Source organism: Peiella sedimenti, assembly GCF_030504955.1.
Taxonomy (GTDB): Bacteria; Pseudomonadota; Alphaproteobacteria; order Caulobacterales; family Caulobacteraceae; genus Brevundimonas; species Brevundimonas sedimenti.
On record NZ_JAUKTR010000001.1, the window covers coordinates 791,472 to 815,464 of the forward strand.

The window sequence follows — 23,993 nt, forward strand, 5'->3', positions numbered from 1 at the left end:
AAGCGGCGCGGTTCCATCACGCCTCAGTGACCGTGCCCCTCCTCGGCCCAGCGGCGTGGATCGCCTCCGCCAGTTCCGGAATCCCGTACGGCTTTGTCAGTAGCGGGAAACCGGCCTCGCCCGCAGCCGCGGCGGCTTCGCTGAACCCCGTCGACAGGACGATAGGCTGATCCGGGCGGCGGTTCCTGATTTCGCGGGCCAGAGCCAGGCCGTTCATGGGCCCGGGCATGACCATGTCGGAGATGACCAGGTCATAGAGATCCGACCCGTCGAACATCTTCAGCGCCTCATCGGCGGCGCAGGCGCGCACATAGGTGTAGCCCAGGTCTCGAAGCATGTGGCCGATGCCGGCGGCGACGCCATCGTCGTCTTCCACGAGGAGCGCACGGCCTCGCGCTCGCGGCGCGGCAGGGGGCGCGGCGCTGACCTCGGCGGCCAAGGCCTTGTCCGTCGTCGGCAGGCACAGAGTGAAGACCGCGCCCCGACCCTCCTCCGACTGCACCGTGACATCCCCACCGCTGGAGCGAGCGAAGCCATAGACCTGGCTTAAGCCCAGACCGGTGCCGCGGCCGACCTCCTTGGTCGTGAAGAAGGGCTCGAAGACCCTGGACTGCACTGCTGGCGACATGCCGACGCCGGTGTCGGCCACCCTGATGCAGATTCGCTCGTCGTTTGTCGGCTCGGAAAAGACGGTGATGGTCAGCTCGCCGCCGTCTGGCATGGCGTCGCGGGCGTTCACCGCCAGGTTCAGCAGCGCCAACTCGAGTTCGCCGACATCGAGCTCGACCGGCCGCAAGGGGCGTTGAACGTCAATGCTGACGCGAATGTCCTCGCGCAGAGATCGCTCAAGCAGGATTCGCATTCGCTCTACCTGCTCGCCCACATCGACGACCGCGCTCTTCAGAGGTTTGCGCCGCGAGAAGGCCAGCAGCTGGCGGGTGAGCCCGCTACCGCGTTCGACCGCCTGGCGCATGCCTGCGATCAGGGCCTCACGCCGCTTCGGGTCATCCGAGCGCTGCAGCATATCCGCGGCGCTCGAGACCACCATGAGCAGGTTGTTGAAGTCATGGGCCACGCCGCCCGTCAGCCGACCCACGGCTTCCAGCTTCTGGGACTGGCGCAGCGCCTCCTCGGCGCGTTCGCGTTCGGCCATCTGTTCATGAAGCTGCGCGTTGGCGCCGGCCAACTCCTCGGCGCGAGCCGCCAGCTGCCGGTTCGCACGCTTCAGCGCCGCCTGACCTACCGCGAGCACCGTCATCAGCAATGCCGAAAGAGCCACCACCAGGAACAGGCCGACCCCTTGCGTACGCTGCTGCGCCAGCGGCTTGCCGACCAACCTCAGACGCGCCGTACCCAGTCTCTGTCCGCCCTGGGTCACGGGCCGCACCACATAGAGGCGGCCGTCCAGGAACTGCGTGGTGTGATCGCGCGGCGTGGCGACGGGCGGGATGGTCTCTCCACCGCGCGCGTAGCTGGCCACGAGCCGGTTGTTCTGGTCATAGATCGCCGCCGCCAGCACGTTCGGATTCACCTGGACGGCGTCGACATAGTCCTGCGCCGCCGTCTGGTCGTCGAACGCCAGGGCGCCACTCACAGCGGAGGCCAGAAGGTCCGCCTGGGCGCCGGCTTCGCGCGCCAGGTCACGGCGCACGGCCTGCTCATTCAAGAGAAACACCACGGCCGCCACCGCCAGCAGCAGGGCGAGGCTGCCCACGGCCAGAATCGGCAGACCGATGCCCGCGAGCGTGCGTCTGAGCCGGTTCATCGCGCGCCTCTGACGCTGAGGGCCAGGTTCAGGAGGCGCGAACTGATGCGAAGCCCGGCGCGTTGGCTTTGGCCTTGATCGATGTGGAATCGAACGCGGCTGTTGACGACCACGAAATGGACGGCGCCGCGATGCCCTGACACATCCGCGTCCGTGACGGTCAGCACCGGCAGATTGGTCGCAGCCGTAAGGCTGTAGCCCCGTCCGAGATAGGCCACATGGCAGCCGCGCAGCGATTCGGAGCCCACCCGGCGCACCGTGATCGGGTGTCCCCACGCCGTCTGGCCCTGAGCTGCGCGGTCCAGCGTCTGTCCAAAGGGATCAGCCCCGGCGACGCAAATGTGCAGCGGCGAGCCGTCGGCCGGGAAGGCTGCAGTGGGCCATTCAACAAAGGCCGTGAAACGCACGAGGTAGTTGGCCTTGACCGCCTGCTCCAGGTGCGTGTTCGCAACGGCCGCGCTGTGCGCCAGGCACAGGGCGAGCGCCAGGGCCTTCACTCGGAATGCCCCCCGGCTGATCATCAGAAGCCCACCGACAGCTTGGCCAGGAAGCTTCGGCCGACCAGCCTTCTTCGCTCAGGATCCTCCGATTCCAGCCGCTGGTCGTGCAGCAGGTTCGAGCCAATCAGCGACAGCTCGAAATCATCCCGGAAGCGCCAACCGATCCGCACGTCCGCATCGGTGTATCCGTCGATCCCCGAGCGCGGCAGCTCGCCCACATTTCTCAGCCTGAAATCCAGCTCCAGTCGTTCGCCCCAACGATGATGGGAGCCGAAAAAGACCTGATGCTCGGGGTCGTCGCCGATCGAGGCCAGGCTGGTGATGTCTCCCAGACCGGTCGGGCGGACGCTGAACGACTTTTCGAGAGAGTTTGCCCCGAAGGTCAGACGCCAGTCGGGCGTGACATCGTAACTGCCCCAGGCCTCCACGCCCCAGCTTTGACCCTCGCCCTCGTTGGTGAATTCGATGGGCAGGAAGGTCGAAGGATTGGGCGAGACGGTCCTCAGGTCCTCGTAATCGTGGAGGAAGAGCGTGACGGAATAGGAGAGGCGAGGCGTCGGCTGGGATCGCCAGCCGAGTTCGTAGGCGGTGAGTTGTTCTGACTGGAAATTGCCTGGCGCCAGGAAGCCCGGAAAGGTGAGATCGCGATCGATCCGGCTGGCAGTGCGTGCGGCCCGTGACACCGCGCCCCACAGCAGCGATCCATCGCCCAGGGTCCACCCCAGGCGAGCACTTGGCAGGAACTCCACCCCGGTGAAGCTGCTGTCCTCCACCTTGGCGCCCAGGGTGAGCGAGAGGGCAGGGGTGAGGGCGATCTGATCTTGAACGAACAGGCTGGCCAGGGTGATGCGCCGTTCAGGCGGATCCAGATACGCCACCGGCGGAACCAGCGTCACCAGGCTGCTCTCGACGATCCGGTAGCCGCCACCCCAAACGACGCCGTGTCGACCCAGGTCGATCACGTGTTCGGCCGTGGCGTCCCAGGTCGTCACCTGCTCATCCACCTCGGACGACAGACGCCGGTTGTGGTCGACGTAGGCGTTGAGTCTCAGTTCGCCCCGGTCGCCGACGGCGCTGCGCCAACGGGCCATCAGGAAGCCGCCGTTGATCACGACGTCGTTCTGGACGCCTGTTTCGAAATAATCCCCTTCGACTGTCAGGGCTCCCGAGGCGCCGCCGAAGTCAGCACGACCAGCAAGACGGAACCCCGCTGTTTCGTCGTTCGCCGACGCGCCAGAGGGAAGGTCCGTAGAGCTGCGGTCAAAGGCCGTAGCCGACAGTCGCCAGGCGCCATCCACGCCCTCGAAGACTCCGCCGGTGCGCAGGTTCAGCAACCGGTCGTCGTCGCCCGCCGCAACGGAGGCGGCTGGAGCCGCGGTCTCATAGGCCGAGCGCGTGATGATGTTGATGACGCCATTGACCGCGTTGGCGCCATAAAGAGCGCCGCCTGGCCCACTGATGACCTCGATGCGCTCAATGTCCTCCAGCACAATGCCCTGGGTGTCCCAGAGGACCCCCGCGTGCAGGGTCGTGTAGATGCTGCGGCCGTCGATCAGGACCAGCAACTTGTTGCTGGTTTCAAAGCCGTTGAAGCCCCTCGCGCTGATCGCGTAATCGCCCGCATTCACGCGCTGCACGTTCAGGTTTGGCGCCAGGCGCAGCACTTCGGGGATGCTTGTGGCGCCTGAGCGCCGGATGTCGTCCCGACTGATGACGAAGATCGACGCCGCCGCGCGGGACAGATGCTCGGGCCGCCGCGAGACCGAGGTGACCTGAACCTCGACCTGGGCCAACTGCTCCAGCGACAGCTGCGCCAGCTCGTCGGCCGTCGGTTGCGGCAGATCGTTCGAAAGCGCCGTGGAACTGGCGAGCGCCAGAACCGATGCGCCGACCGCGAGCGACATGCTGCTTCCCCCCACCGTAGCCGTTGCGTCGGCCATCAACGCGCAAGGCTGTGCACGGTTCCGCACACTGACGGGTCAGGCGCATCCTTGAGCCAGATCAATGCCGCCTCCGCGCCGTCGAGTCATGCAGATGTCTCTTGAGGAGGCTGCCATGAGCTACAAGGCCATCACCGTCCTGCTGTACGGGCGCGACGACCCGCACACTCTTAGCGCTGCAGCTTGGCTGGCCGCGGAGCATGGCGCACGGCTGACCGCGACGCCGGTCTATCCCGATCCGGCCTCCGATCTGATCGCGGCCGGGGCGGCCCTCGGCGCGGCCATTCCTCAGTCAACCTATGATGAGATGGCTGAGCTCAATCAGGAGATCCAGGCGGGTCTGGAGAAGGCTTGCCGCAAGGCCTGCGCCGAGGCCGACATCGCGTACGGAGCTGGGGAAGGCGCCCCGCGCCTGATCTTGGAGGACCTGAACCCCATCGTGTGGACGGCGCTGGAGCGGGCCTGCACACTGACCGATCTGGTTGTCGTGGGGCGTGGTTTCGTCAAGGCGATGCCCCAGCGGGCCATGCAGGTCCTCGAGGACGTGCTCATGCGCCTGCGCGTGCCCCTGTTGGTGGTGTCCAGAGGCGTGGGCGATCTGACGGGGCCGGTGGCTATCGCCTGGAATGGGCGGCTCGAGGCCGCGCGCGCCGTCAAGGGCGCCATGCCCCTGATTGCGGGCGGATCGCAAACCCTGATCCTGCAGCACCCTAGCGTCAGCGTCGTTGAGGCTCTCGGTCCTGAGGTGTTGGCCGATTATCTCGAGAGCCACGAGTTGGGCGGCTCCGACCTTGTCTACTTTGGCGGCGATGACGCCGGAGATGCGCTCCTGCAAGAGGCGAGAAGGCGGAACGTCGGCCTGCTTGTGGCTGGGGCTTACGGACATTCGCGTCTGCGCGAACTGGTGCTGGGCGGCGTCACGCGCAGCCTGTTGTTCGCCGACGAGGCGCCATCCCTTCTGCTTGCCCATTGAGAATGAACATGAATCTGACCGGGAACACTCTCATCGTCGTTGCGGACGGCGCTCACGCGCGAATTTTCGAAGAGAAGGTGAGGGGCGGGGCCCTCACCGAGATCAGCGAGCGACTAGGCGATTTCGGCCACCTTGGACCGCTGGCGAAACGGCCGCGCGTCCAGGTGCATGCGCGGATGGGGTTCGGCTCCCATACGACGGAGAGCGAGTCGATCTCCGTGCGAGAGGAGGGCCGCTACATCCAGGCGCTGGCCGATCGCCTGGACGAGATGGGCGCGCCCAAGGCCTTCGACGAGATCGTCCTGATCGCGCCGCCCAAGGCGCTGGGCGGACTTCGCGTGGCCCTCTCGCCGGCCCTGGCCAGGAAGGTGACGGGTTCTGAGGCGGCCGAGCGGATCACCGACGACGAAGAGGGCGTGCGCAAGGCCTTGCGTCGAATTCGGCTCAAGGCGCGTTGATCGCATACCTGTTCAGAAAGAGGGACTGAAGACGATGGCCGATCGCGCCTATCACCACATTCATCTTGAACTGGCCCGCGAACCTTCCGCACCCGGCGGCGACGCCAGGCTGGGCTACGACGTGGTCGCTCCACTGACCGCCGAGGGACGCCTGGACGTGGATGGGTGCCGGGCCGACCCTGATCGTTGTCGTGTAAGGCGCTTCCGCGACGGCGAGACCGAGGATGTGGGCGTCCTCCGCAGCCGCCGCGGCGGCGGCTGGGTCTTCGACTTCGACGAGGGCGAGGCGGACGACGAAGCCGGTTTCCGCCTCGACGACGAACAGTTCCAGCCCGGCGAATACGTCTCGGTGCGCATGACGGACGGCCAGATGCACACCTTTCGCGTCGTCACGGTGCGGCGGCTGGAAGGCTGAGCCGTTCGGCTACCAGCGGTCGGATTAACGCGACGAAGGCCGTTCCTCGGCGCCGTCATTCAGCGTCCCCTCCTGTGGCCAGGGAAACCATCGGAGGGAACCATGAAGGGCCTGTTTCTTGCCGCGTCGGCGGCGCTAATCATCAGCGGCGCGGCGGCGCCGGCTGAAGCCAAGGGATTGGGCATCGATCCAAACGGCGCGCCGGCCTGGTGCGACCGCGGAACCATGATCGATCCCAACGGCTGTCCCGTCGCCCTTGATCAAGGCAGCGCCATCGACCCGAACGGCGCCCGCGACAAGGCGCGCTCGCATATGGATCCGAACGGCCAGCCGCTGTTCGCCGTCCTCGGTGACTGGTTCGCGGGCCTGTTCTGGTTCTGGTGAGATCGCCATGAAGCCGGACAGCGCGGGCGGGATACGTAGCGTCCTGCCCGCCGTCACCTCAGATCGGGCGGATCAGCGCGATCTTCTTCTTGCCCGCGGCCAGCTTGGCGACCCCATCGGCGGTCAGGTCAGCCCGGGTAACCAATCGTGACCCGTCGCTGATCGGCGCATCGTTCAGGCGCAAGCCCCCGCCCTGAGCCAGTCGGCGCGCTTCGCCGTTCGAGGCCGTTAGACCGGCGCGGGTCATCAGGGCGGCGATCTGGGCGCCCTCGAACTCCGCGGCGGGAATCTCGACCGTCGGCAGATCCGCCGACAACCGTCCCTGCTCGAAGGCGGCCTCTGCTCCGGCGCGCGCGTGGGCGGCGGCGTCCGCGCCGTGCACCAGGCTGGTCACCTGGTCCGCCAGAACCTTCTTGGCCTCGTTGATCTCGGCGCCCTGCAAGGCCTCCAGTCGCGCAATCTCATCCAGCGGCAGGTCCGTGAACAGGCGCAGGAACCGCCCCACATCGGCATCCTCGGCGTTGCGCCAGTACTGCCAGAAGTGGAAGGGCTCCAGTTGATCCGCGTTCAGCCACACCGCGCCCTGGGCGGTCTTGCCCATCTTGGCGCCCGAGGCGGTGGCCAGAAGGGGCGTGGTCAGGCCGAAGACCGGCTTCTGATCGACACGGCGGGTCAGTTCGACCCCGTTGACGATATTGCCCCACTGATCGGATCCGCCGAGCTGCAGCGTGCAGCCGTAGCGACGGTTCAGCTCCAGGAAGTCCACCGCCTGCATCAGCATGTAGTTGAACTCAAGGAAGGTCAGCGGCTGCTCCCGCTCAAGCCGCAACTTCACCGAGTCGAACGCCAGCATGCGATTGATGGTGAAGTGCGGCCCGTACTCGCGCAGGAACTCGATGTAGCCGAAGCCCGACAGCCATTCGTCGTTGTCGACAAGCAGGGCATCGGTCGGCCCGTCGCCGAAGGTCAGCAGGCGTTCGAACACCGGTCGGATCGAGGCGATGTTGCCCTTGATGGCCTCATCGGTCAGCAGCTGTCGCTGGGTGTCCTTGCCGGAGGGGTCGCCCACCTTGGTGGTCCCGCCGCCCATGAGGACGATCGGCTTGTGCCCGGCCTGCTGCAGGCGGCGCAGCAGCATGATCTGGATCAGGCTGCCCACGTGCAGGCTGGGGGCCGTGGCGTCAAAGCCGATGTAGCCCGTGACGATCCCGGACGCGGCGGCCGCGTCCAACTCCTCCGGATGGGTGATCTGGTGGATATAGCCGCGGGCTTGCATGGTGCGCAGGAACTCGGATTTGAAGGCGGGCGTGGTCATGATCAAGGCGCTTGGCGGAACGAGGAAGCGGCGTGTAGCACGAGCCCATGAAGGCGCGAACCGCAAGCACGAAGACAGTGAAGCTCAGGCCGTTTTCGGTCGGCGGCTCGCCCCGCGTCCAACTTGAAGTCTGGATCGAGCGCCAGGGCGACCGTCTGTGGTTGCGCTACCTCGCGGAAGGCGAGGTGGACCGGGTCGATTGGCCCGCGCCCGCAGGAAACCAACGCGCCGATGAACTGTGGCGGCACACCTGTTTCGAGGCTTTTGTCCGCACGCCGGACGGCTATCGTGAGTTCAACCTGTCGCCGTCGGGCCACTGGGCGTCGTACCGGTTCGACGGGTACCGCTCAGGCATGGCGCTGGCCGATGAGATCGTCGACATCCTGGGCCTGAACGGCGCCGGCGACATGGTGGCGCTGGAGGCGGCGATCGACCTGCCCTCCGGGGCTGATCGTCTTGGCCTCTCCGCCGTGATCGAGGACGTCGACGGCGGCATTTCCTATTGGGCGCTGGCGCATCCGTCGGATAAGCCGGACTTCCACCATCCCGACTCCTTCATCCTGGAGCTTCCATGAACTTCGGCATCGACCGGCTGCTGGCGGAGCCCGAGCTGAGGGCTCAGCTGAAGGGGCGGCGCGTGGCCCTGTTGGGCCATCCCGCGTCGGTAACGCGCGACCTGATGCACTCCATCGACGCCTTGGCGACCTGTCCCGACATCAAGCTGACCGCCGCCTTCGGGCCCCAGCACGGCATGAAGGGCGACCTTCAGGACAACATGATGGAGAGCCCGGACGAAACCGATCTGGTCCACGGCATCCCCGTCTTCAGCCTCTATGGCGAGGTGCGCCGCCCCACCGGTCAGTCCATGGGCACGTTCGACGTCCTGCTGGTCGATCTCCAGGACCTGGGCTGCCGCATCTACACGTTCGTTACGACCCTGCTCTACGTTCTTGAGGCCGCCGCCCAGCACGGCAAGGAGGTCTGGGTGCTGGACCGCCCCAACCCGGCTGGCCGGCCCGTGGAGGGTCTGACCCTGCGGCCCGGCTGGGAGAGCTTTGTCGGCGCAGGCCCCATGCCCATGCGTCACGGCCTGACGCTGGGCGAAATGGGCCGCTGGTTCATCGACCAGTTCAAGCTCGACGTCGGCTACCGCGTCGTCGAGATGCAGGGTTGGCGTCCCGATGAAGCGCCGGGCTTCGGTTGGCCCTCGGATCGCATCTGGATCAACCCCAGCCCCAACGCGCCGAACGTGAACATGGCTCGGGCCTATGCCGGGACGGTGATGCTGGAAGGCACGACCCTGTCCGAGGGGCGAGGCACGACCCGCCCGCTGGAGCTGTTCGGGGCCCCTGACATCGATGCGCGCGCTGTGATCGCTGAGATGCGTCGCCTCGCGCCGCAGTGGCTGGACGGCTGCCTCCTCAGGGACTGCTGGTTCCAGCCCACCTTCCACAAGCATGTGGGCCGGCTGTGCTCGGGCGTGCATATCCATGCCGAGGGACCCGCCTACGGCCATGAGGCCTTCAAGCCCTGGCGGGTTCAGACCCTGGCCTTCAAGGCGATCCGGACCCTTTACCCGGACTACGAGCTGTGGCGGGATTTCCCGTACGAGTATGAGTTCGGCAAGCTGGCCATCGACGTAATCAACGGCGGCCCGGCCTTGCGCGAATGGGTCGACGATCCCGTCGCCGCGCCCGCCGATCTCGACGCCCTGACCACTCCCGACGAGGCCGCATGGGCCGAGGAGCGAGCCCCGCATCTTATTTACTGAGGCGGCGTCTTGCGCGCGGGCGCGACTTTGCTATCTTTGCCTTAGCGGACCGGGCCCCTCTGGCGATCCTTCTGGATCGTGATGTCGGACCGCATCGAGCGTGCTCGGTGCGTGAGGGACTGGAACCCACTCCCACCCCCCGTCACCGGCCTCTTGCGGACCGGGCGCGCTCCTCAACAGAGGAGACGACTATGACTATCCACATCCAACTTTATCGCGCCCGCCGGGAGCATGCGAAGCTGAGCCGCCAGGTCCGGCTCGAGCAGAAATCTCCGCGCCCGGACTTCAAGCGCCTCAGCGAGTTGAAGAAGCAGCGCCTGGCGGTCAAGGACCGCATCTCCAGGCTTGAGGCCATCGCGCCGCCGCTCACCGCCGCCGCCTATCCAGGCCCGGCCTACGCCTGAACATAACCCTCGGATGAACTCTCATCCGCCCGGCCGTCGCACTGCGGCCGGGCGGTCTTCTTGTGAGTTGACATGGAATTTCTTCTGATCGACTGGCTCGGCAAGCCCGTGTGGGCGTGGCTGGCGTTTCTGGCCGTGGTGATCGCGCTGCTGGCCTTGGACCTGGGTGTCCTGCACCGTGACCAGCGCGAGATCGGCGCGCGAGAAAGCCTGCTTCTGTCCGCCATGTACATGGGCGTCGGGCTGCTGTTCGGCGGCTGGATCTGGTGGGAGATGGGCTCGGAGCGCGGCGTCGAATACCTGACCGGCTTCGCCATCGAGAAGTCGCTGGCGATGGACAACGTCTTCGTCATAGCCATGATCTTCGCCTACTTCGCCATCCCCCGCGCCCTTCAGCACCGCGTGCTTTTCTGGGGCATTCTGGGCGTCGTGGTGCTTCGGGCGCTGATGATCGGCGGGGGCGCGGCCCTGGTCAGCGAGTTCGGCTGGGTGCTCTACCTGTTCGCGGTCTTCCTGATCCTGACCGGGATCAAGATGTTCTTCGCGGGCGAGGGCCACAAGGATGTCGGTGACAACCCGCTCGTCCGCTGGATGCGCAAGCGGCTGAGGGTGACCGACAGCCTGGAGGGCGACCGTTTCTTCGTGCGGCGGCCCGATGGGCGGGGGCGGATGGTGCTGTGGGCCACGCCGATGTTCCTGGCCCTGGTGATGATCGAGATCGCCGACGTCATCTTCGCGGTGGACTCGGTGCCGGCCATCTTCGCCATCACGACCGATCCCTACATCGTCTACACCTCGAACATCTTCGCCATATTGGGCCTGCGGGCCCTCTACTTCGCCCTGGCGGCGGTGATCCACCGCTTCGCCTATCTGAAACAGGCGTTGGCGGTGCTGCTGGTCTTCATCGGCGGCAAGATCTTCGTGGCCGACCTGTTCGGCTGGACCAAGTTCCCGGCGGAATGGTCGCTGGGGATCACCGCGGCCATCCTGGCGACCGGCGTGATCTGGTCGTTGTGGAAGACCCGCAAGGCGGCTCCAATCGGAGCCTGACGGCAGGGGCCGGCCGCGGCCGGCCCTTGTCTATGCCGGGTTCTCTTCCAGCCGCTTGTCGAGGTACGCGCCGACGCGGCGCTCCACCTCGTGCAGGTGGTTTTCCCAGAAGTGACTGGCGCCCTCGACCAGCTCGTAGTCGATGACGATACCCTTCTGCGAGCGCAGCTTGGTGACCACGCGCTCGACCTCCACCGGCGGCACGATGCTGTCCGCCGAGCCGTGCAGGAACAGGCCGGACGCGGGGCAGGGGGCCAGGAAGCTGAAGTCGTACATGTTGGCCGCCGGCGAGACGGAGATGAAGCCGTCGGTCTCGGGCCGGCGCATCAAGAGCTGCATGCCGATGTAGGCGCCGAACTGATAGCCGGCGACCCACGTCTGGGTGGCGGCGGGGTTTTGCGACTGGAGCCAATCCAGCGCCGTGGCCGCGTCGGCCAGCTCGCCGATGCCGGAGTCGTACTCGCCCTGGCTCTTGCCCACGCCGCGCGAGTTGTAGCGCAGGGTGGCGAAGCCGCGCTGCATGAACAGGTGATAGAGCTGCACCGCCACGGCGTTGTTCATGTCGCCGCGCGCCTTGGGGTGCGGATGCAGGATCAGGGCGATCGGCGCATCGTCGCGCTTGCCCGGCGTGTAGCGGCCCTCAAGCCGGCCGGCGGCTCCGGCCATGATGATATCGGGCATGAGGGGGCGTCCTCCGTCGTCGCAAATACTTGACCGCAGCGCTGGGTTTTTCTAAGCCCGGCCTGATTTCCCCGCGCGGAAGCCAGCGCCTTTAGCACAGGCTCGGGCGATTGCGCGTCTTTTCTGGAGCTTCGGAGGCGCCCATGCGTCTTTCCACAAAGGGCCGATACGCCGTGATGGCCATGGCCGACCTGGCGCGCCACAGCCAGGGCGAGCAACGGGCCGTGTCCCTATCCGATATCGCGTCGCGGCAGGAGATTTCCCTGTCCTATCTGGAGCAGCTGTTCGGGCGCCTGCGCCGCGGCGGGCTGGTCAACAGCGTGCGCGGCCCCGGCGGCGGCTATCGCCTGGCGCGCCCGGCGGGCGAGACCACGGTGGCCGAGATCGTCCTGGCCGTGGACGAGCCGATCCGCGCCACGCGCTGCGCCGGTCAGGGCAGCCCCAAGGGTTGCATGATCGGGGGCGAACGCTGCATCACCCACCACCTCTGGGAAGGTCTGGGCCGCGAGATTCACCGCTATCTGGCGGGCGTGTCGCTGGCAGACGTCCTGGCCAACCGCTTCGAGGGATCGAGGGCCGCCGCGTGAGCAACACCGCCGTTTATCTGGACTACAACGCTTCCGGCCTCGTGCGGCCCCAGGTGATCGAGGCCATGGCCGAGGCGCTGGCCGCCGGCGGCAATCCGAACGCCGTCCACGCGCTGGGCCGCAAGGCGCGGGCGCGGGTCGAGACCGCGCGCGCCGAGGTGGCCGAGCTTGTTGGAGGGGACGCGGCCAGCGTCGTCTTCTCCAGTGGCGGGACGGAGTCCAACAACCAGGCCATCGCCAGCGCCATCAAGGCGGGCTGCGAGCGGCTGATCATCTGCGCCACCGAGCACCCTTGCGTGTCCGAGACGGCCGCCTGCTGCGGCGTTGAGGTGGAGCTGATCCCCGTCACCGACCGGGGCCTGATCGATCTGGAATGGCTGAAGGACCGGCTTGAGAACGGGCCGCGCGCCTTCGTGGCCGTGCACCACGCCAACAACGAGTCCGGCGTCATCCAGCCGGTGGCCGAGGCCGCCGCCCTGACCCACGAACACGGCGGATGGATGCACGTGGACGCCATCCAGACGGCCGGCAAGATCGTCGTCGACATGGCCGAGCTCGGGGCGGACACCCTGACCCTTTCGGCCCACAAGCTGGGCGGGCCCCAGGGCGTCGGCGCCCTGATCTATCGCGATCAGGCGCCGGTGGTGCGCGTGATCCACGGCTCGGGCCAGGAGCGCGGCCTTCGCGCCGGCACCGAGAACGTGGCCGGCATCGTCGGCTTCGGCGTATCCGCCAGGCTGGCGGCCCAGGAGGTTCCCTATTCCGCCGCGCACGTGGGCTGGCGCGACGCCGCCGAGGCGCGCGTGAAGGCCCTGGGCGCCACCGTGATCGGGGAGGGCGCGCCGCGCCTGCCCAACACGCTGTTCATGGCCGTGCCGGACTGGGAGAGCCCCAGCCAGCTGATGACGCTGGACCTGCAGGGGATCATGGTCTCGGCGGGCATGGCCTGCTCGTCGGGCAAGTCGAAGCCGTCCAAGGCCATCACCGCCATGGGTCTGCACGACGTGGCCCTGGGCGCGATCCGCGTCTCCGGCGGCTGGGGCACGACCGAGGCCGACTGGACCCGCTTCGCCGACGCCTGGACCTCTGAATACGAAAAGCGCCGGGCCCGGCGCGAGACGGCGGCCTGATGGCGGCCACCCAAAAAACGGTCGACACGGTCAAGGAGCTGGAGCGCTACAAGCACGGCTTCACCACCCAGGTCGAACAGGAGTTCTCGCCCGTCGGGCTGGACGAGGGCACCGTGCGCTTCATCTCGGCCAAGAAGGGCGAGCCCGAATGGATGCTGGAGTGGCGCCTGGCCGCCTTCCAGCGCTGGCTGGCCATGGACGAGCCCACCTGGGCCAAGGTGGACTATGTGCCCGCCGACTATCAGGCGCTGCACTACTACGCCGCGCCCAAGACCAGGGAGGGCCCCAAGAGCCTGGACGAGGTCGATCCGGAGATCCTGGAGACCTACAAGAAGCTGGGCATCCCGCTGCGCGAGCAGGAGGTGCTGGCGGGCGTGCAGGGCGCGCCGAAATACGCGGTGGACGCCGTCTTCGACAGCGTCAGCGTGGTCACCACCTTCCGCGAGGAGCTGGCCAAGGCGGGTGTGATCTTCTGTTCCTTCTCCGAGGCCGTGCGCGAGCACCCGGAGCTGGTGCGAAAGTATCTGGGCTCGGTTGTGCCCGTCTCGGACAACTACTTCGCGGCGCTGAACAGCGCGGTCTTTTCCGACGGCAGCTTCGTCTATGTGCCGCCGGGCGTGCGCTGTCCGATGGAGCTGTCGACCTATTTCCGCATCAACGCCGAGAACACCGGCCAGTTCGAGCGCACCCTGATCATCGCCGACAAGGGCGCCTACGTCTCGTATCTGGAGGGCTGCACCGCCCCCATGCGCGACGAGAACCAGCTGCACGCCGCGGTGGTCGAGCTGATCGCGTTGGACGACGCGGAGATCAAATACTCCACCGTCCAGAACTGGTATCCGGGCGATCCGGAGACCGGCAAGGGCGGCATCTACAACTTCGTCACCAAGCGCGCCGACTGCCGCGGCGACCGCTCCAAGGTGTCGTGGACCCAGGTCGAGACCGGCAGCGCCGTGACCTGGAAATACCCCTCCTGCCTGCTGAAGGGCGAGGGGTCGGTGGGCGAGTTCTACTCCATCGCCATCACCAACGGCCGGCAGCAGGCCGACACCGGCACCAAGATGGTGCACCTGGGCGCCAACACCCGCTCGCGCATCATCTCCAAGGGCGTGTCGGCGGGCCGCTCGTCCAACACCTATCGCGGCCTGGTCTCGGCCCATCCGAAGGCCACGGGCGCGCGCAACTTCACCCAGTGCGACTCCCTGCTCATCGGCAAGTCGTGCGCCGCCCACACCGTGCCCTATGTGGAGGCGCGCAACGGCTCGGCCCAGTTCGAGCACGAGGCCACCACCACGCGCCTGTCGGAGGACCAGCTCTTCTACGCCCGCCAGCGCGGCCTGTCGGCGGAGGAGGCCACGGCGCTGCTGGTCAACGGCTTCGTGCGCGAGGTGCTGCAGGAGCTGCCGATGGAGTTCGCCGTCGAGGCCCAGAAGCTGGTGGCGATTTCTCTTGAGGGGAGCGTGGGGTGATGGGGACTGGCGAAACTCCCTTCCCCCTCGAAGGCCACCGCTCCGTCTTCCTCGGGCTTGTCCCGAGGATCCAGGTCCGAGGCGCGCACCGTCTGGTTCCGGGCGCCTGCACGCATGCTCCGACGCTCCGCAGCCTGACCAAACGCTGGCCCCTCGGGACAAGCCCAAGGCTGACGACGCCTGGTGAGGGCTTGTCTGCCGGCCGGGCGGCTGCGCAGTCTCACGCCCATGGACGAGAAGCGCCCGTTCATCGCCGTCTACATGATGACGAACAAGCCGCGAGGCACGCTCTACACCGGCGTGACCAACAGCCTGTATCGACGCGTGTACGAGCACCGCGAAGGGCTGATCGGGGGCTTCACCAAACGCTACGGCCTGAAGCGGTTGGTCTGGTGGGAGGGTCACGAGTCCATGATCGGCGCGATCCGTCGCGAGAAAGCGATCAAGGCCTATCGCCGCGAGTGGAAGATCAATCTGATCGAGCGGGAAAACCCGCACTGGGACGACCTGTATCTGGCGCTGACCCAAGAGCCGGTCTGGCGGCACGATCCCAAGCCCTAGTCCACATCAATCATCGTCACCCTCGGGCTTGTCCCGAGGGTCCAGTCCTCCGCCAAGCCGTGCCTCGCCGACGAGACGCTCACTTCGCGGACGTTTGGCGCCAAGTCGACCCCTGGATCCTCGGGACAAGCCCGAGGATGACGGCGGTAGTTTCTACGACCCTCCCCCATTCAAGGGGGAAGGGGGAATCTGTGCGAGTTCGCTGAATGCTCTCCATCTCCAACCTCTCCGTTTCCGTCGGCGACAAGCCGATCCTGAAGGGCCTCAGCCTCGATGTGCCCTCTGGCGAGGTGCACGCCGTCATGGGGCCGAACGGCGCCGGCAAGTCGACGCTCGGCTACACCCTGGCGGGGCGGCCGGGCTACGAGGTCACGGGCGGGACGGCGGCCATGCTGGGCGAGGACCTGCTGGCGCTGGAGCCTGAGGAGCGCGCCGCGCGCGGCCTGTTCCTGTCCTTCCAGTATCCGCTGGAGATCCCCGGCGTGCCGGCCCTGACCTTCCTGCGCACCGCCCTCAACGCCCAGCGCCGCGCGCGCGGCGAGGCCGAGGCCACCGCGCCGGAATTCCTCAAGCTGGTCCGCGCCAAAGCCGCGGAACTGCGCATCGACATGGAGATGCTGAAGCGGCCCCTCAACGTCGGCTTTTCCGGCGGCGAGAAGAAGCGGATGGAGGTGCTGCAGATGGCGGTGCTGGCGCCGCGTCTGCTGATCCTGGACGAGACGGATTCCGGCCTCGACATCGACGCGCTGAAGATCGTGGCCGACGGCGTCAACGCGCTGCGCAGTCCCGACCGCGCCATGGTCGTCATCACCCACTATCAGCGCCTGCTGGACTACATCCGCCCGGACCGGGTGCACGTGCTGGCGGGCGGCCGCATCGCCGCGTCCGGCGGGCCGGAGCTGGCGCTGGAGCTCGAGGCCGGCGGCTATGACCGCTATGGGGCGGCGGCGTGAGCACACATGACTTCTTCCTTCTCCCCTCGGGGGAGAAGGTGGGCGCCGGAGGCGCTCGGTTGAGGGGGATGGTTGAGGATTGGCTTGTCGGCGGCCCCCTCATCCGGCCCGCTTCGCGAGCCACCTTCTCCCCCGAGGGGAGAAGGGAACGATGACCCCCGCCCGTCTCGACATCACCCAACCAGAGACCTGGCCCAACCGGCGCGTCGAGGACTGGCGCTGGACCGACGTGGCGCGGGTGCTGCGCGAGGCGCCGCCGCCGTCGCCGCAAGCCTCGGTCGAGCCCGGCGGGCCCTTCGCGGGGCTGGGCGGCGACGAACTGGCCGTGGTCAACGGCCGTGCGCCCGCTGACGCCCGGATCATCGCTGACGGCCCCGGCCAGGTCGCGCGCCTGCGTTTCGTGTCCGCGACCGACGGCACGGGCCATCAGGCCAGGATCATCATCGAGGTGAAGCCGGGGGCGGACCTGCTGCTGCTGGAAAGCCAAGAGGGCGCGGCGGCCGGCTACGTCGCCAACCACATCCTGGACATCGACGTCGGCGCGGGCGGGCGGCTGACGCGGATCGTGCTGGCCGCGGACGCCGCCGATGCGCTGGCGTTCACGCGGGCCGACGTGACCATGGGCGGCCACGCCGCCTTCGCCCAGACGGTGCTGACCACGGGCGCGAAGCTGCAGCGGATCGAGACGCGGGTATCCCATCCCGGCAAAGGCGCCTCGGTGCGGCTGGACGGCCTTTATCTGCTGAGCGGCGAGCGCCACGCCGACGCCACCAGCGAGGTGGACCACACCGGACTGGACGGCCAGACCTCCCAGCTCACCAAGGGCGTGGTGCGCGAGCGCGGTCGGGGCGTCTTCCAGGGACGGATCATCGTGCGCGAGGGCGCCGACGGCACGGACGCGCGCATGGGGCATCACGCGCTGATCCTCGGCGATCGGGGTGAGGTGGACGCCAAGCCCGAGCTGGAGATCTACGCCGACGACGTGGCTTGCGCCCACGGCAACACCGTCGGCGCGCTGGACGAGATGGCGCTGTTCTATCTGCGCAGCCGGGGCGTGCCGGAAGCCGAGGCGCGGGCTCTGCTGACCGAAGCCTTTCTCGGCGAAGCGCTGGACCGGATCGAGCGCGAGGACGTGCGCGAAGTTTGCCGGGCCTGGCTGGCGGAGCGCCTTTCATCTCCTCCCCCGAGCAGCGGAGCGGAACGGGGGAGGGGGACCACCCGCAGGGTGGTGGAGGGGGCGGCCCAAAGCGCCGCGCCTGATCTCGCCCCCTCCACCGCTTCGCGGTCCCCCTCCCCCGCAGGCGGGGGAGGAGAAGAGCGATGACCTTCGACGTCGCCGCCGTCCGCGCCCAGTTCCCGATCCTGTCGCGGCAGGTGAACAACAAGCCGCTGGTCTATCTGGACAGCGCCGCCAGCGCCCAGAAGCCGCGCGCCGTGATCGCGGCGATGACCCAGGCTATGGAGGGGTCCTACGCCAATGTGCACCGGGGCCTGCACACCCTGGCCAATGAGACCACCGAGGCCTTCGAGGGCGCGCGCGACAGGGTCGCCGCCCTGCTGAACGCCGAGACCCGTGAGCAGATCGTCCTGACCCACGGCGGGACGGCGGCCATCAACCTGGTCGCCGCGGGCGTCGCGGCGCGGCTGAAGCCCGGCGACGAGATCATCGTCACCGAGATGGAGCACCACTCCAACATCGTGCCCTGGGCCCTGGCCTGCGAGCGGACGGGCGCGGTGCTGAAATGGGCGCCGATCCTGGATGACGGCTCGCTGGACATGGCGGCCCTTCTGGACCTGCTGGGCCCCAAGACGCGGCTGGTGGCCGTCACCCACATGTCGAACGTGCTGGGCACGGTGAACCCGGTCCAGGCCATCACCGAGGCGGCCCATGCGGTCGGCGCCCAGGTGCTGATCGACGGCTGCCAGGGCGCGGTGCACGCCAAGCCGGACGTCCAGGCCATCGGCTGCGACTTCTACGTCATGACGGGCCACAAGCTGTACGGCCCGACCGGCGTCGGCGCCCTCTACGGCAAGGCTGAGGCGCTGGAGGCCCTACCGCCCTGGCAGGGCGGGGGCGAGATGATCGAGAGCGTCTCGAAGGAGCGCATCACCTATGCGCCGCCTCCACACCGATTCGAGGCGGGGACCCCGCCGATCCTGGAGGCGATCGGCCTGGGCGCCGCCATCAACTGGTTGGGCGGCCTGGACCGCGATGCGGGCCTTGAACACGAGCACGCCCTCTATCGCCGGGCGGTTGACGGCCTGAAGAGCGACAACGCCGTGCGAATTCTCGGTCAGGCCGAGGGCAAGGGCGCGATCCTGAGTTTCTCCGTGGAGGGGGCTCACCCCCACGACCTGGCCCAGATCATGGACCGCTACGGCGTCGCGGTCCGGGCCGGCCAGCACTGCGCCGAGCCCCTGGCGCGCCGCCTGGGGATCGAGGGGAGCGTTCGCGCTTCCTTCGCCCTATATAACGACGAGGCGGACGTGGACGCCTTCTTGGAGGCGCTGAGCCGCGCCAGACGATTTTTCGAGCGATGAACGACCAGACCGCCATAACGCCCGAGACCGCCCAGCCCCTTTCCGAGGAGGAGGTCGCGCGCCTGACCGACAAGCTGATTGAGGCGCTCAAGACCGTCTATGATCCGGAGATTCCGGTCGACGTTTACGAGCTGGGCCTGATCTACCGCGTCGACCTGAACGACGACCGCGCCGTGCGGGTCGAGATGACCCTGACGGCCCCCGGCTGTCCCGTGGCCGGCGAGATGCCGGGCTGGATCCGCGACGCCGTCCTGACGGTGGACGGCGTGACCGGCTGCGACGTCAATCTGGTGTTTGACCCGCCCTGGGATCCCTCGCGCATGAGCGACGAGGCCAAGCTGCAGCTGAACATGTTCTGATGGAGCAGACCGTTTTCAGGCGCCGCCGCGAGCGGCCCCGGATCATCAGCCTCACCGAGGCGGCCGCCACCCGCGTGCGCGAGATCATCGCCCGCGACGAGGAGGGGCGCACGGCCCTTCGCGTGGGCGTGAAGAACGGCGGCTGCGCGGGGCAGGAATACGTCATGTCTTATGCCGATGCGCCCGGGCCGCTGGACGAGGTGATCGAGGACAAGGGCGTGACGATCCTGATCGACCCCAAGGCCGTGCTGTTCCTGATCGGATCCGAGATCGATTACGAGGAGACCGAGTTGTCGGCGAAGTTCGTTTTCCGCAATCCGAACCAGACCGACGCCTGTGGCTGCGGTGAAAGCGTCACCATCACGCCGCGTGAAGCCTAGGCTTCCTCGCTGGGCGCAAGGATACGCTCAGCAGGCGTGACAGGATCGCCCGTACCTTCCGCCACCAGTTCGGCGGTGCGCGCCTCGACCGCCTCTTCCAGCGCCTCGAGAAAAGCCGCCTTGGGCAGGCCCGGTGCGATGGCCGGCAAGAACTCCAGCACGGCGGTTCCGGGGTGCTTCTCCCACTTCTGCTGCGGCCAGTAGAGGCCCAGGTTCGTGGCCACTGGCACGACCGGGAGGCCAAAATCGCGCTGCATGTGCCAGACGCCGGAGCGATATCTGAACTTCTTGCCGACGGGGGCGAGATTTCCCTCGGGGTAGATCAGGATGCGCCGTCCCTCCGCATGGGCCTGGGCGGCGCTGCGCGACAGCGCGCGGCGCGCTTCTGGACCGCCGCAGTTGTCGACCACGATGGCGCCGAGCTTCTTCAGCACGCCGGAGATCAGTGGAAACCGCTCCAGATGGTCCCCGGTGACGAAGGCTACGTCCTGGAACTGCGAATAGACGCAGAAGCCGTCGCCGTAGGACTGGTGCTTGGCCGCCAGAATGCAGGCGCCGGCGGGAATATGTTCGACGCCGCGGACTTCCAGTCGGATGCCGGCGAACACCCGCATGGCCCAGACCATGCGGCGCACGTAACGGCGGATCACGCCCTGGACCAGCCCGCGGCCGGGGAATAGCGCCGCGATCGCCGCCGTCAGTGTGTAGGCGGTCGACAGCACCCAGAACGCGATGTTGAAAAGCAAAGCTCTCATGGAGCTGTTCTGTAGGGCGAAAAAGGCTGAAATGGCGCCATGGCGGTGTCCGAAGATTTCCTGACCTCTGTCCAGGAGCTGCTGGCCTTCGTGCCCGAACTGCGCGCCAGGCGCATGTTCGGCGGGGCCAGCCTGTACAGCGGCGACGTGATCTTCGCCCTGTTGGTCGACGATGTCCTCTACCTCAAGTCGGATGAGAAGAACGCGCCCGAGTTCGAGGCGGCGGGACTGGAGCCCTTCATCTTCGTCAACAAGGCGGGCGACGAGGCGCCCATGCCTTATCGCCGCGCGCCGGACAGCGTCTGGGACGATGAGGAGGAGGCCCGCCGCTGGGCCGCCCTGGGCCTGGACGCGGCGCTGCGCGCGCGAGCGAAGAAGTCGCGCTAGGCCGCCTTCACCCCCACGCTCGCGGCGGCGCTGACGCGGTTCCGTCCGCCCCGCTTGGAGGCGTACATGGCCTCGTCGGCGCGATCGAGCAGGGCTTCGGGCGTCTCGCCAGGCAGCTTCTGCGCGAATCCGATGGAGACGGTGATGGCGCCCAGATCCTCGTTGGTGGAGCGGCGCTTGAGTTCGCGAGAGGCGATCTCCTCGCGAATGGTTTCGAGCACTGACTGGGCGACGACGCTCGGTTCGTTCGGAAAGATCAGGGCGAACTCCTCGCCGCCGAAACGGGCGGCGATACGCGGCTTTCCGGCGTGCCGGCCTATGACGCTGGCCACATAGCGCAGCACCTGGTCTCCGGTCTGATGACCCCAAGTGTCGTTGAAAGTCTTGAAATGGTCGATGTCGAACACGGCCAGGGTCACCGGCCGGTTCTCCTCCTCAGCGTTGGCGCAGGCGCGTTCAAGCTCGTCGTCGAACGCCTTGCGGTTGGCCAGGGCGGTCAGGGCGTCGGTCATGGCGTCGCGGCGCACCTGCTCGAGATGCTCGCGCAGCTTTGCCACCTCGCGGGTCGAGGCATGCAGGCGCTGCTCCAGGACCACGTTCTCCGTATGGACCTTTTCCGTGGCGGCCGTCAGATCGCCGACCAGGCGCCGGACGTTGTCCGGATCGGCTGCGCCCAGTTCGGCGCCGGCGCTGGCCAGGGTCTTGCCGTACGCCGCCTGCGACTTCTGGGCTGTGGCGATGGCGGTGGCGACACTGGTGAGTTCGCGGCTGAGCTGGGCCCCGGCGTCGCGGATTTCGTCGGCCACCCGCGCGCGCGGCAGATGCTGGGCCGCGAGCGCCTCCGCGACCTCCTCGGTAAAGGCCTCTCCATCGGCGATCATCCGCTCGATCTCGCGGCCGAGCGCGCCTTCGGGATCGCCCATGTAGTGGAGCCAGAGTTCGAAGTTCAGCGGCGTGGGCCAAACGTTCGCGGCCTCCATGCGGGCCAGGGCGTCACGCGCCAGGGAATAGGCGGCGGGTCCCCGCAGGGTGGTTTCGATCATTCGGCTCATGCCCACCTCGTCCCTTGGCCCGCATTCGGCGGGCGTGACGACCAAGCATGCACAGTGGACAAGAACAGGCGGTTAAAGCGCGAGCCCGTGGCGACCTCAGTCGCTCTTCGCCCGGGGGGCGGGCCGCATCAGGAAGGCGGGCAGGGACCCTTCAAAGGGATCGGCGGGCGGCTGACCCTTGGCGCGGGTCGGAGCATCCTTGACGCCCCGCGCGCGCGGCGGACGTGCGGAAGCCTCCTCAGCCTCGGCTCCCGCAGCGGGCTGCGTCGGGTTCTGTCCACTTCTGCGGCGGCGTGCGGGCTTCTCGGCAGGAGGGGGCGCCTCAACGGGCGCTGCTTCGTTCGGCTCTGAGATGGCTTCGGCCTTGGCGGGCCGCGGCTCACCGCGCGAACCGCTCCTGCCGCGGCTGCGCTCGGCGTCCTTGCCGCGGGCGGGCCGCGGCGCGCTGCGAATGCCTGAGACATCCACGCTCAGATCCACCTCTTCGGGCGTCTTCTTCGTCAGCTTCAGCACCTTGTCGTAGGATTTCTCATCCGCAGGGGTGAGGATCATGAAGGCCTGGCCCGAACGCCCGGCGCGGCCCGTGCGGCCTATGCGGTGGACATAGTCGTCGGCGTGGTGCGGCACATCGTAATTGAAGACGTGGCTGACGTCGGGAATGTCGAGGCCGCGCGCGGCCACGTCCGAAGCCACTAGCAGCTTCAGCTCGCCGGAGCGGAACGCCGCCAGGGTCTTCGTGCGCACCGACTGATCCAGGTCGCCGTGGATGGCGGCGGCGTCGAAGCCATGCCGCTTCAGCGACTTGGCGACGATGTCCACCTCGGACTTGCGGTTGCAGAAGACAATGCCGTTCTTCACGTCGGCCCGCTCGACCAGGGCGCGCAGGGCGGCGCGCTTGGCCTTGGGATCGCTTGTGGAGATGCGGGCGATATACTGGGTGATGGTTTCGGCTGTCTCGGCGGGGCGCGACGCCTCGACCCGTTCCGGATTGCGAAGGAACTGCTGGGTCAGTCGCGTGATCTCGGGCGGCATGGTGGCCGAGAAGAACAGGGTCTGACGCCTCGGTGGGGTCAGCTTGAAGATGCGTTCGATGTCGGGGATGAAGCCCATGTCGAGCATGCGGTCGGCTTCGTCGACCACCATGATCTGGACCCCGGTCAGCAGCACCTTGCCCCGCTCGAACAGGTCCAGCAGACGGCCCGGCGTGGCGATCAGCACGTCCACGCCCTTGTCCAGCGCGGCGACCTGGTCGCCCATGGAGACGCCGCCGATCAGCAGCGCCCAGGAAAGCCTTGTGCCCTTGGCGTACTTCTCGAAGGCCGAGGCCACCTGGTCGGCCAGCTCTCGGGTGGGCGCCAGGACAAGGGCGCGCGGCATGCGGGCGCGGGCGCGGCCTGACGCCAGGCGATCGACCATCGGCAGGGTGAAGGCGGCGGTCTTGCCGGTGCCGGTCTGGGCGATGCCCAGCACGTCCATGCCGTGAAGGGCATAGGGAATTGCGGCCGCCTGAATAGGCGTGGCCGTGGTGTAGCCCGTCTCGGCGACGGCCTTGAGGGTCGTGGCCGACAGGCCCAGTTCGGAAAATTCAGTCATTCTTTTGATTTGTGGGCGACCGTTGCGTCGCCGGAAAACGCGCGCTGCGACAAATGGAACTCTGGTTCGTCGCGCGCCGCGAGAATAGGGATGACGCCGTTCAAGTCAACGCATTGACTGTGACGGCGGCAGACGTGCGGGGAGCATGATGAAGCCTTCTGGTGGCGTAGTTATGGCGGCGGTCGCCGTCGCCTTGACGATTTCAGCCCCTGCTCGGGCCGGCTCGGCCGCCACGCGCGCTTCGCATCCGGCGCTCAGGCCCGCCTTCGGCAACACCATCGTCTCCACCTATCCCAACGGGCGTCAGACCCTGCTCTGGCTCGAGCCCGACGGCGATTTCGAGGGCGAACGCAGCCAGGGTCAGCGCATCAGCGGCGTTTGGGAGGTCGACGAGGACGAACTGTGCCTGCGTCAGCGCCGGCCGATGCCGCTGCCGATCCGCTACTGCACGCCGATCGTGCCTGGCGGCGTCGGGGCCCGGTGGACGGCCCGCGCGCCCACGGGCGAGACCGTTCAGGTTCAACTGGTCGGCGGCCAGATCGGCCGCTGAGCCCGACCGCGCGGCGCCGG

Annotated in this window: 27 protein-coding genes; 19 read left to right on the top strand and 8 right to left on the bottom strand. The window is 67.7% G+C overall.

Features of this window, described 5'->3' with window-relative positions:
• Positions 1-16: 16 nt before the first annotated feature.
• Genes Q0812_RS04080 through Q0812_RS04090 form a run of 3 tightly spaced genes read right to left on the bottom strand, consistent with a single transcriptional unit; the run spans position 17 to position 4,169 of the window.
• The gene (locus Q0812_RS04080; protein WP_302109011.1) at positions 17-1,765 is read right to left on the bottom strand and encodes an ATP-binding protein; all 1,749 of its coding nucleotides are present in this window, start codon (positions 1,763-1,765) and stop codon (positions 17-19) included.
• Complete coding sequence (locus Q0812_RS04085; protein ID WP_302109012.1) at positions 1,762-2,262, bottom strand: TOL_0243 family YfiR-like periplasmic protein; 501 nt, start codon at positions 2,260-2,262, stop codon at positions 1,762-1,764. The genes Q0812_RS04080 and Q0812_RS04085 overlap by 4 nt, the downstream gene beginning before the upstream one ends.
• A gap of 23 nt (positions 2,263-2,285) precedes the next feature.
• The gene (locus tag Q0812_RS04090) at positions 2,286-4,169 is read right to left on the bottom strand and encodes a TOL_0244 family TonB-dependent receptor (protein ID WP_302109013.1); all 1,884 of its coding nucleotides are present in this window, start codon (positions 4,167-4,169) and stop codon (positions 2,286-2,288) included.
• Positions 4,170-4,320: 151 nt separating this feature from the next.
• Here Q0812_RS04090 and Q0812_RS04095 point away from each other — a divergent pair, with 151 nt between their 5' ends.
• From Q0812_RS04095 to Q0812_RS04110, 4 genes are all read left to right on the top strand, one after another.
• Positions 4,321-5,178: a universal stress protein gene (locus Q0812_RS04095; RefSeq protein WP_302109014.1), complete on the top strand. Its 858-nt coding sequence runs from the start codon at positions 4,321-4,323 to the stop codon at positions 5,176-5,178.
• A gap of 8 nt (positions 5,179-5,186) precedes the next feature.
• Complete coding sequence (locus Q0812_RS04100) at positions 5,187-5,636, top strand: baeRF12 domain-containing protein (RefSeq protein WP_302109015.1); 450 nt, start codon at positions 5,187-5,189, stop codon at positions 5,634-5,636.
• 34 nt (positions 5,637-5,670) lie between these two features.
• A complete protein-coding gene (locus Q0812_RS04105) occupies positions 5,671-6,051 on the top strand; it encodes a hypothetical protein (protein ID WP_302109016.1) in 381 nt (126 codons plus the stop codon).
• A 102-nt stretch (positions 6,052-6,153) separates the two neighbouring features.
• Entirely contained in the window at positions 6,154-6,435 is a 282-nt protein-coding gene (locus Q0812_RS04110; RefSeq protein ID WP_302109017.1) for a hypothetical protein, read from the top strand.
• A 58-nt stretch (positions 6,436-6,493) separates the two neighbouring features.
• On the opposite strand, the gene tyrS is transcribed toward Q0812_RS04110, so the two are convergent.
• Positions 6,494-7,750: a tyrosine--tRNA ligase gene (gene tyrS / locus Q0812_RS04115; RefSeq protein ID WP_302109018.1), complete on the bottom strand. Its 1,257-nt coding sequence runs from the start codon at positions 7,748-7,750 to the stop codon at positions 6,494-6,496.
• Positions 7,751-7,797: 47 nt separating this feature from the next.
• On the opposite strand from tyrS, the gene Q0812_RS04120 reads away from it, so the two are divergent.
• From Q0812_RS04120 to Q0812_RS04135, 4 genes are all read left to right on the top strand, one after another.
• Positions 7,798-8,325: a DOMON-like domain-containing protein gene (locus Q0812_RS04120; protein ID WP_302109019.1), complete on the top strand. Its 528-nt coding sequence runs from the start codon at positions 7,798-7,800 to the stop codon at positions 8,323-8,325.
• A complete protein-coding gene (locus tag Q0812_RS04125; protein ID WP_302109020.1) occupies positions 8,322-9,521 on the top strand; it encodes an exo-beta-N-acetylmuramidase NamZ family protein in 1,200 nt (399 codons plus the stop codon). Before Q0812_RS04120 ends, Q0812_RS04125 begins: the two co-directional genes overlap by 4 nt.
• A 191-nt stretch (positions 9,522-9,712) precedes the next feature.
• Positions 9,713-9,925 (top strand): HP1242/YdcH family protein, encoded by a 213-nt coding sequence (locus Q0812_RS04130; RefSeq protein WP_302109021.1) that lies wholly within the window; start codon positions 9,713-9,715, stop codon positions 9,923-9,925.
• Positions 9,926-9,997: 72 nt separating this feature from the next.
• A complete protein-coding gene (locus Q0812_RS04135) occupies positions 9,998-10,975 on the top strand; it encodes a TerC family protein (protein ID WP_302109022.1) in 978 nt (325 codons plus the stop codon).
• Positions 10,976-11,005: 30 nt separating this feature from the next.
• On the opposite strand, the gene Q0812_RS04140 is transcribed toward Q0812_RS04135, so the two are convergent.
• Complete coding sequence (locus Q0812_RS04140; RefSeq protein ID WP_302109023.1) at positions 11,006-11,656, bottom strand: alpha/beta hydrolase; 651 nt, start codon at positions 11,654-11,656, stop codon at positions 11,006-11,008.
• Between the two features lie 143 nt (positions 11,657-11,799).
• Between Q0812_RS04140 and Q0812_RS04145 the strand changes: the two genes are divergently transcribed.
• From Q0812_RS04145 to Q0812_RS04185, 9 genes are all read left to right on the top strand, one after another.
• Positions 11,800-12,243, top strand: coding sequence for an Rrf2 family transcriptional regulator (locus Q0812_RS04145; RefSeq protein WP_302109024.1), 444 nt, complete (start codon positions 11,800-11,802; stop codon positions 12,241-12,243).
• On the top strand, positions 12,240-13,373 hold the full coding sequence (locus Q0812_RS04150) for a cysteine desulfurase family protein (RefSeq protein WP_302109025.1): 1,134 nt from the start codon (positions 12,240-12,242) through the stop codon (positions 13,371-13,373). Before Q0812_RS04145 ends, Q0812_RS04150 begins: the two co-directional genes overlap by 4 nt.
• A complete protein-coding gene (gene sufB, locus Q0812_RS04155; RefSeq protein ID WP_302109026.1) occupies positions 13,373-14,842 on the top strand; it encodes a Fe-S cluster assembly protein SufB in 1,470 nt (489 codons plus the stop codon). The genes Q0812_RS04150 and sufB overlap by 1 nt, the downstream gene beginning before the upstream one ends.
• Positions 14,843-15,070: 228 nt before the next feature.
• Positions 15,071-15,403, top strand: coding sequence for a GIY-YIG nuclease family protein (locus Q0812_RS04160; protein WP_302109204.1), 333 nt, complete (start codon positions 15,071-15,073; stop codon positions 15,401-15,403).
• Between the two features lie 206 nt (positions 15,404-15,609).
• A complete protein-coding gene (gene sufC, locus Q0812_RS04165) occupies positions 15,610-16,356 on the top strand; it encodes a Fe-S cluster assembly ATPase SufC (protein ID WP_302109027.1) in 747 nt (248 codons plus the stop codon).
• Positions 16,357-16,507: 151 nt separating this feature from the next.
• Complete coding sequence (gene sufD / locus Q0812_RS04170) at positions 16,508-17,680, top strand: Fe-S cluster assembly protein SufD (RefSeq protein ID WP_302109028.1); 1,173 nt, start codon at positions 16,508-16,510, stop codon at positions 17,678-17,680.
• A complete protein-coding gene (locus tag Q0812_RS04175) occupies positions 17,677-18,897 on the top strand; it encodes an aminotransferase class V-fold PLP-dependent enzyme (RefSeq protein WP_302109029.1) in 1,221 nt (406 codons plus the stop codon). The genes sufD and Q0812_RS04175 overlap by 4 nt, the downstream gene beginning before the upstream one ends.
• Positions 18,894-19,256, top strand: coding sequence for an SUF system Fe-S cluster assembly protein (locus Q0812_RS04180; protein ID WP_302109030.1), 363 nt, complete (start codon positions 18,894-18,896; stop codon positions 19,254-19,256). The genes Q0812_RS04175 and Q0812_RS04180 overlap by 4 nt, the downstream gene beginning before the upstream one ends.
• Entirely contained in the window at positions 19,256-19,636 is a 381-nt protein-coding gene (locus tag Q0812_RS04185) for a HesB/IscA family protein (protein WP_302109031.1), read from the top strand. The genes Q0812_RS04180 and Q0812_RS04185 overlap by 1 nt, the downstream gene beginning before the upstream one ends.
• On the opposite strand, the gene Q0812_RS04190 is transcribed toward Q0812_RS04185, so the two are convergent.
• Positions 19,633-20,391: a lysophospholipid acyltransferase family protein gene (locus Q0812_RS04190; protein WP_302109032.1), complete on the bottom strand. Its 759-nt coding sequence runs from the start codon at positions 20,389-20,391 to the stop codon at positions 19,633-19,635. The genes Q0812_RS04185 and Q0812_RS04190 overlap by 4 nt on opposite strands.
• Before the next feature lie 39 nt (positions 20,392-20,430).
• Between Q0812_RS04190 and Q0812_RS04195 the strand changes: the two genes are divergently transcribed.
• Positions 20,431-20,778, top strand: a complete 348-nt coding sequence (locus tag Q0812_RS04195) for a TfoX/Sxy family protein (RefSeq protein WP_302109033.1) — start codon at positions 20,431-20,433, stop codon at positions 20,776-20,778.
• Here Q0812_RS04195 and Q0812_RS04200 read toward each other — a convergent pair.
• Positions 20,775-21,830: a GGDEF domain-containing protein gene (locus Q0812_RS04200; RefSeq protein WP_302109034.1), complete on the bottom strand. Its 1,056-nt coding sequence runs from the start codon at positions 21,828-21,830 to the stop codon at positions 20,775-20,777. The genes Q0812_RS04195 and Q0812_RS04200 overlap by 4 nt on opposite strands.
• A gap of 96 nt (positions 21,831-21,926) precedes the next feature.
• The gene (locus Q0812_RS04205) at positions 21,927-23,423 is read right to left on the bottom strand and encodes a DEAD/DEAH box helicase (RefSeq protein ID WP_302109035.1); all 1,497 of its coding nucleotides are present in this window, start codon (positions 23,421-23,423) and stop codon (positions 21,927-21,929) included.
• 148 nt (positions 23,424-23,571) lie between these two features.
• On the opposite strand from Q0812_RS04205, the gene Q0812_RS04210 reads away from it, so the two are divergent.
• On the top strand, positions 23,572-23,973 hold the full coding sequence (locus tag Q0812_RS04210) for a hypothetical protein (protein ID WP_302109036.1): 402 nt from the start codon (positions 23,572-23,574) through the stop codon (positions 23,971-23,973).
• The last annotated feature ends 20 nt before the right edge of the window (positions 23,974-23,993 follow it).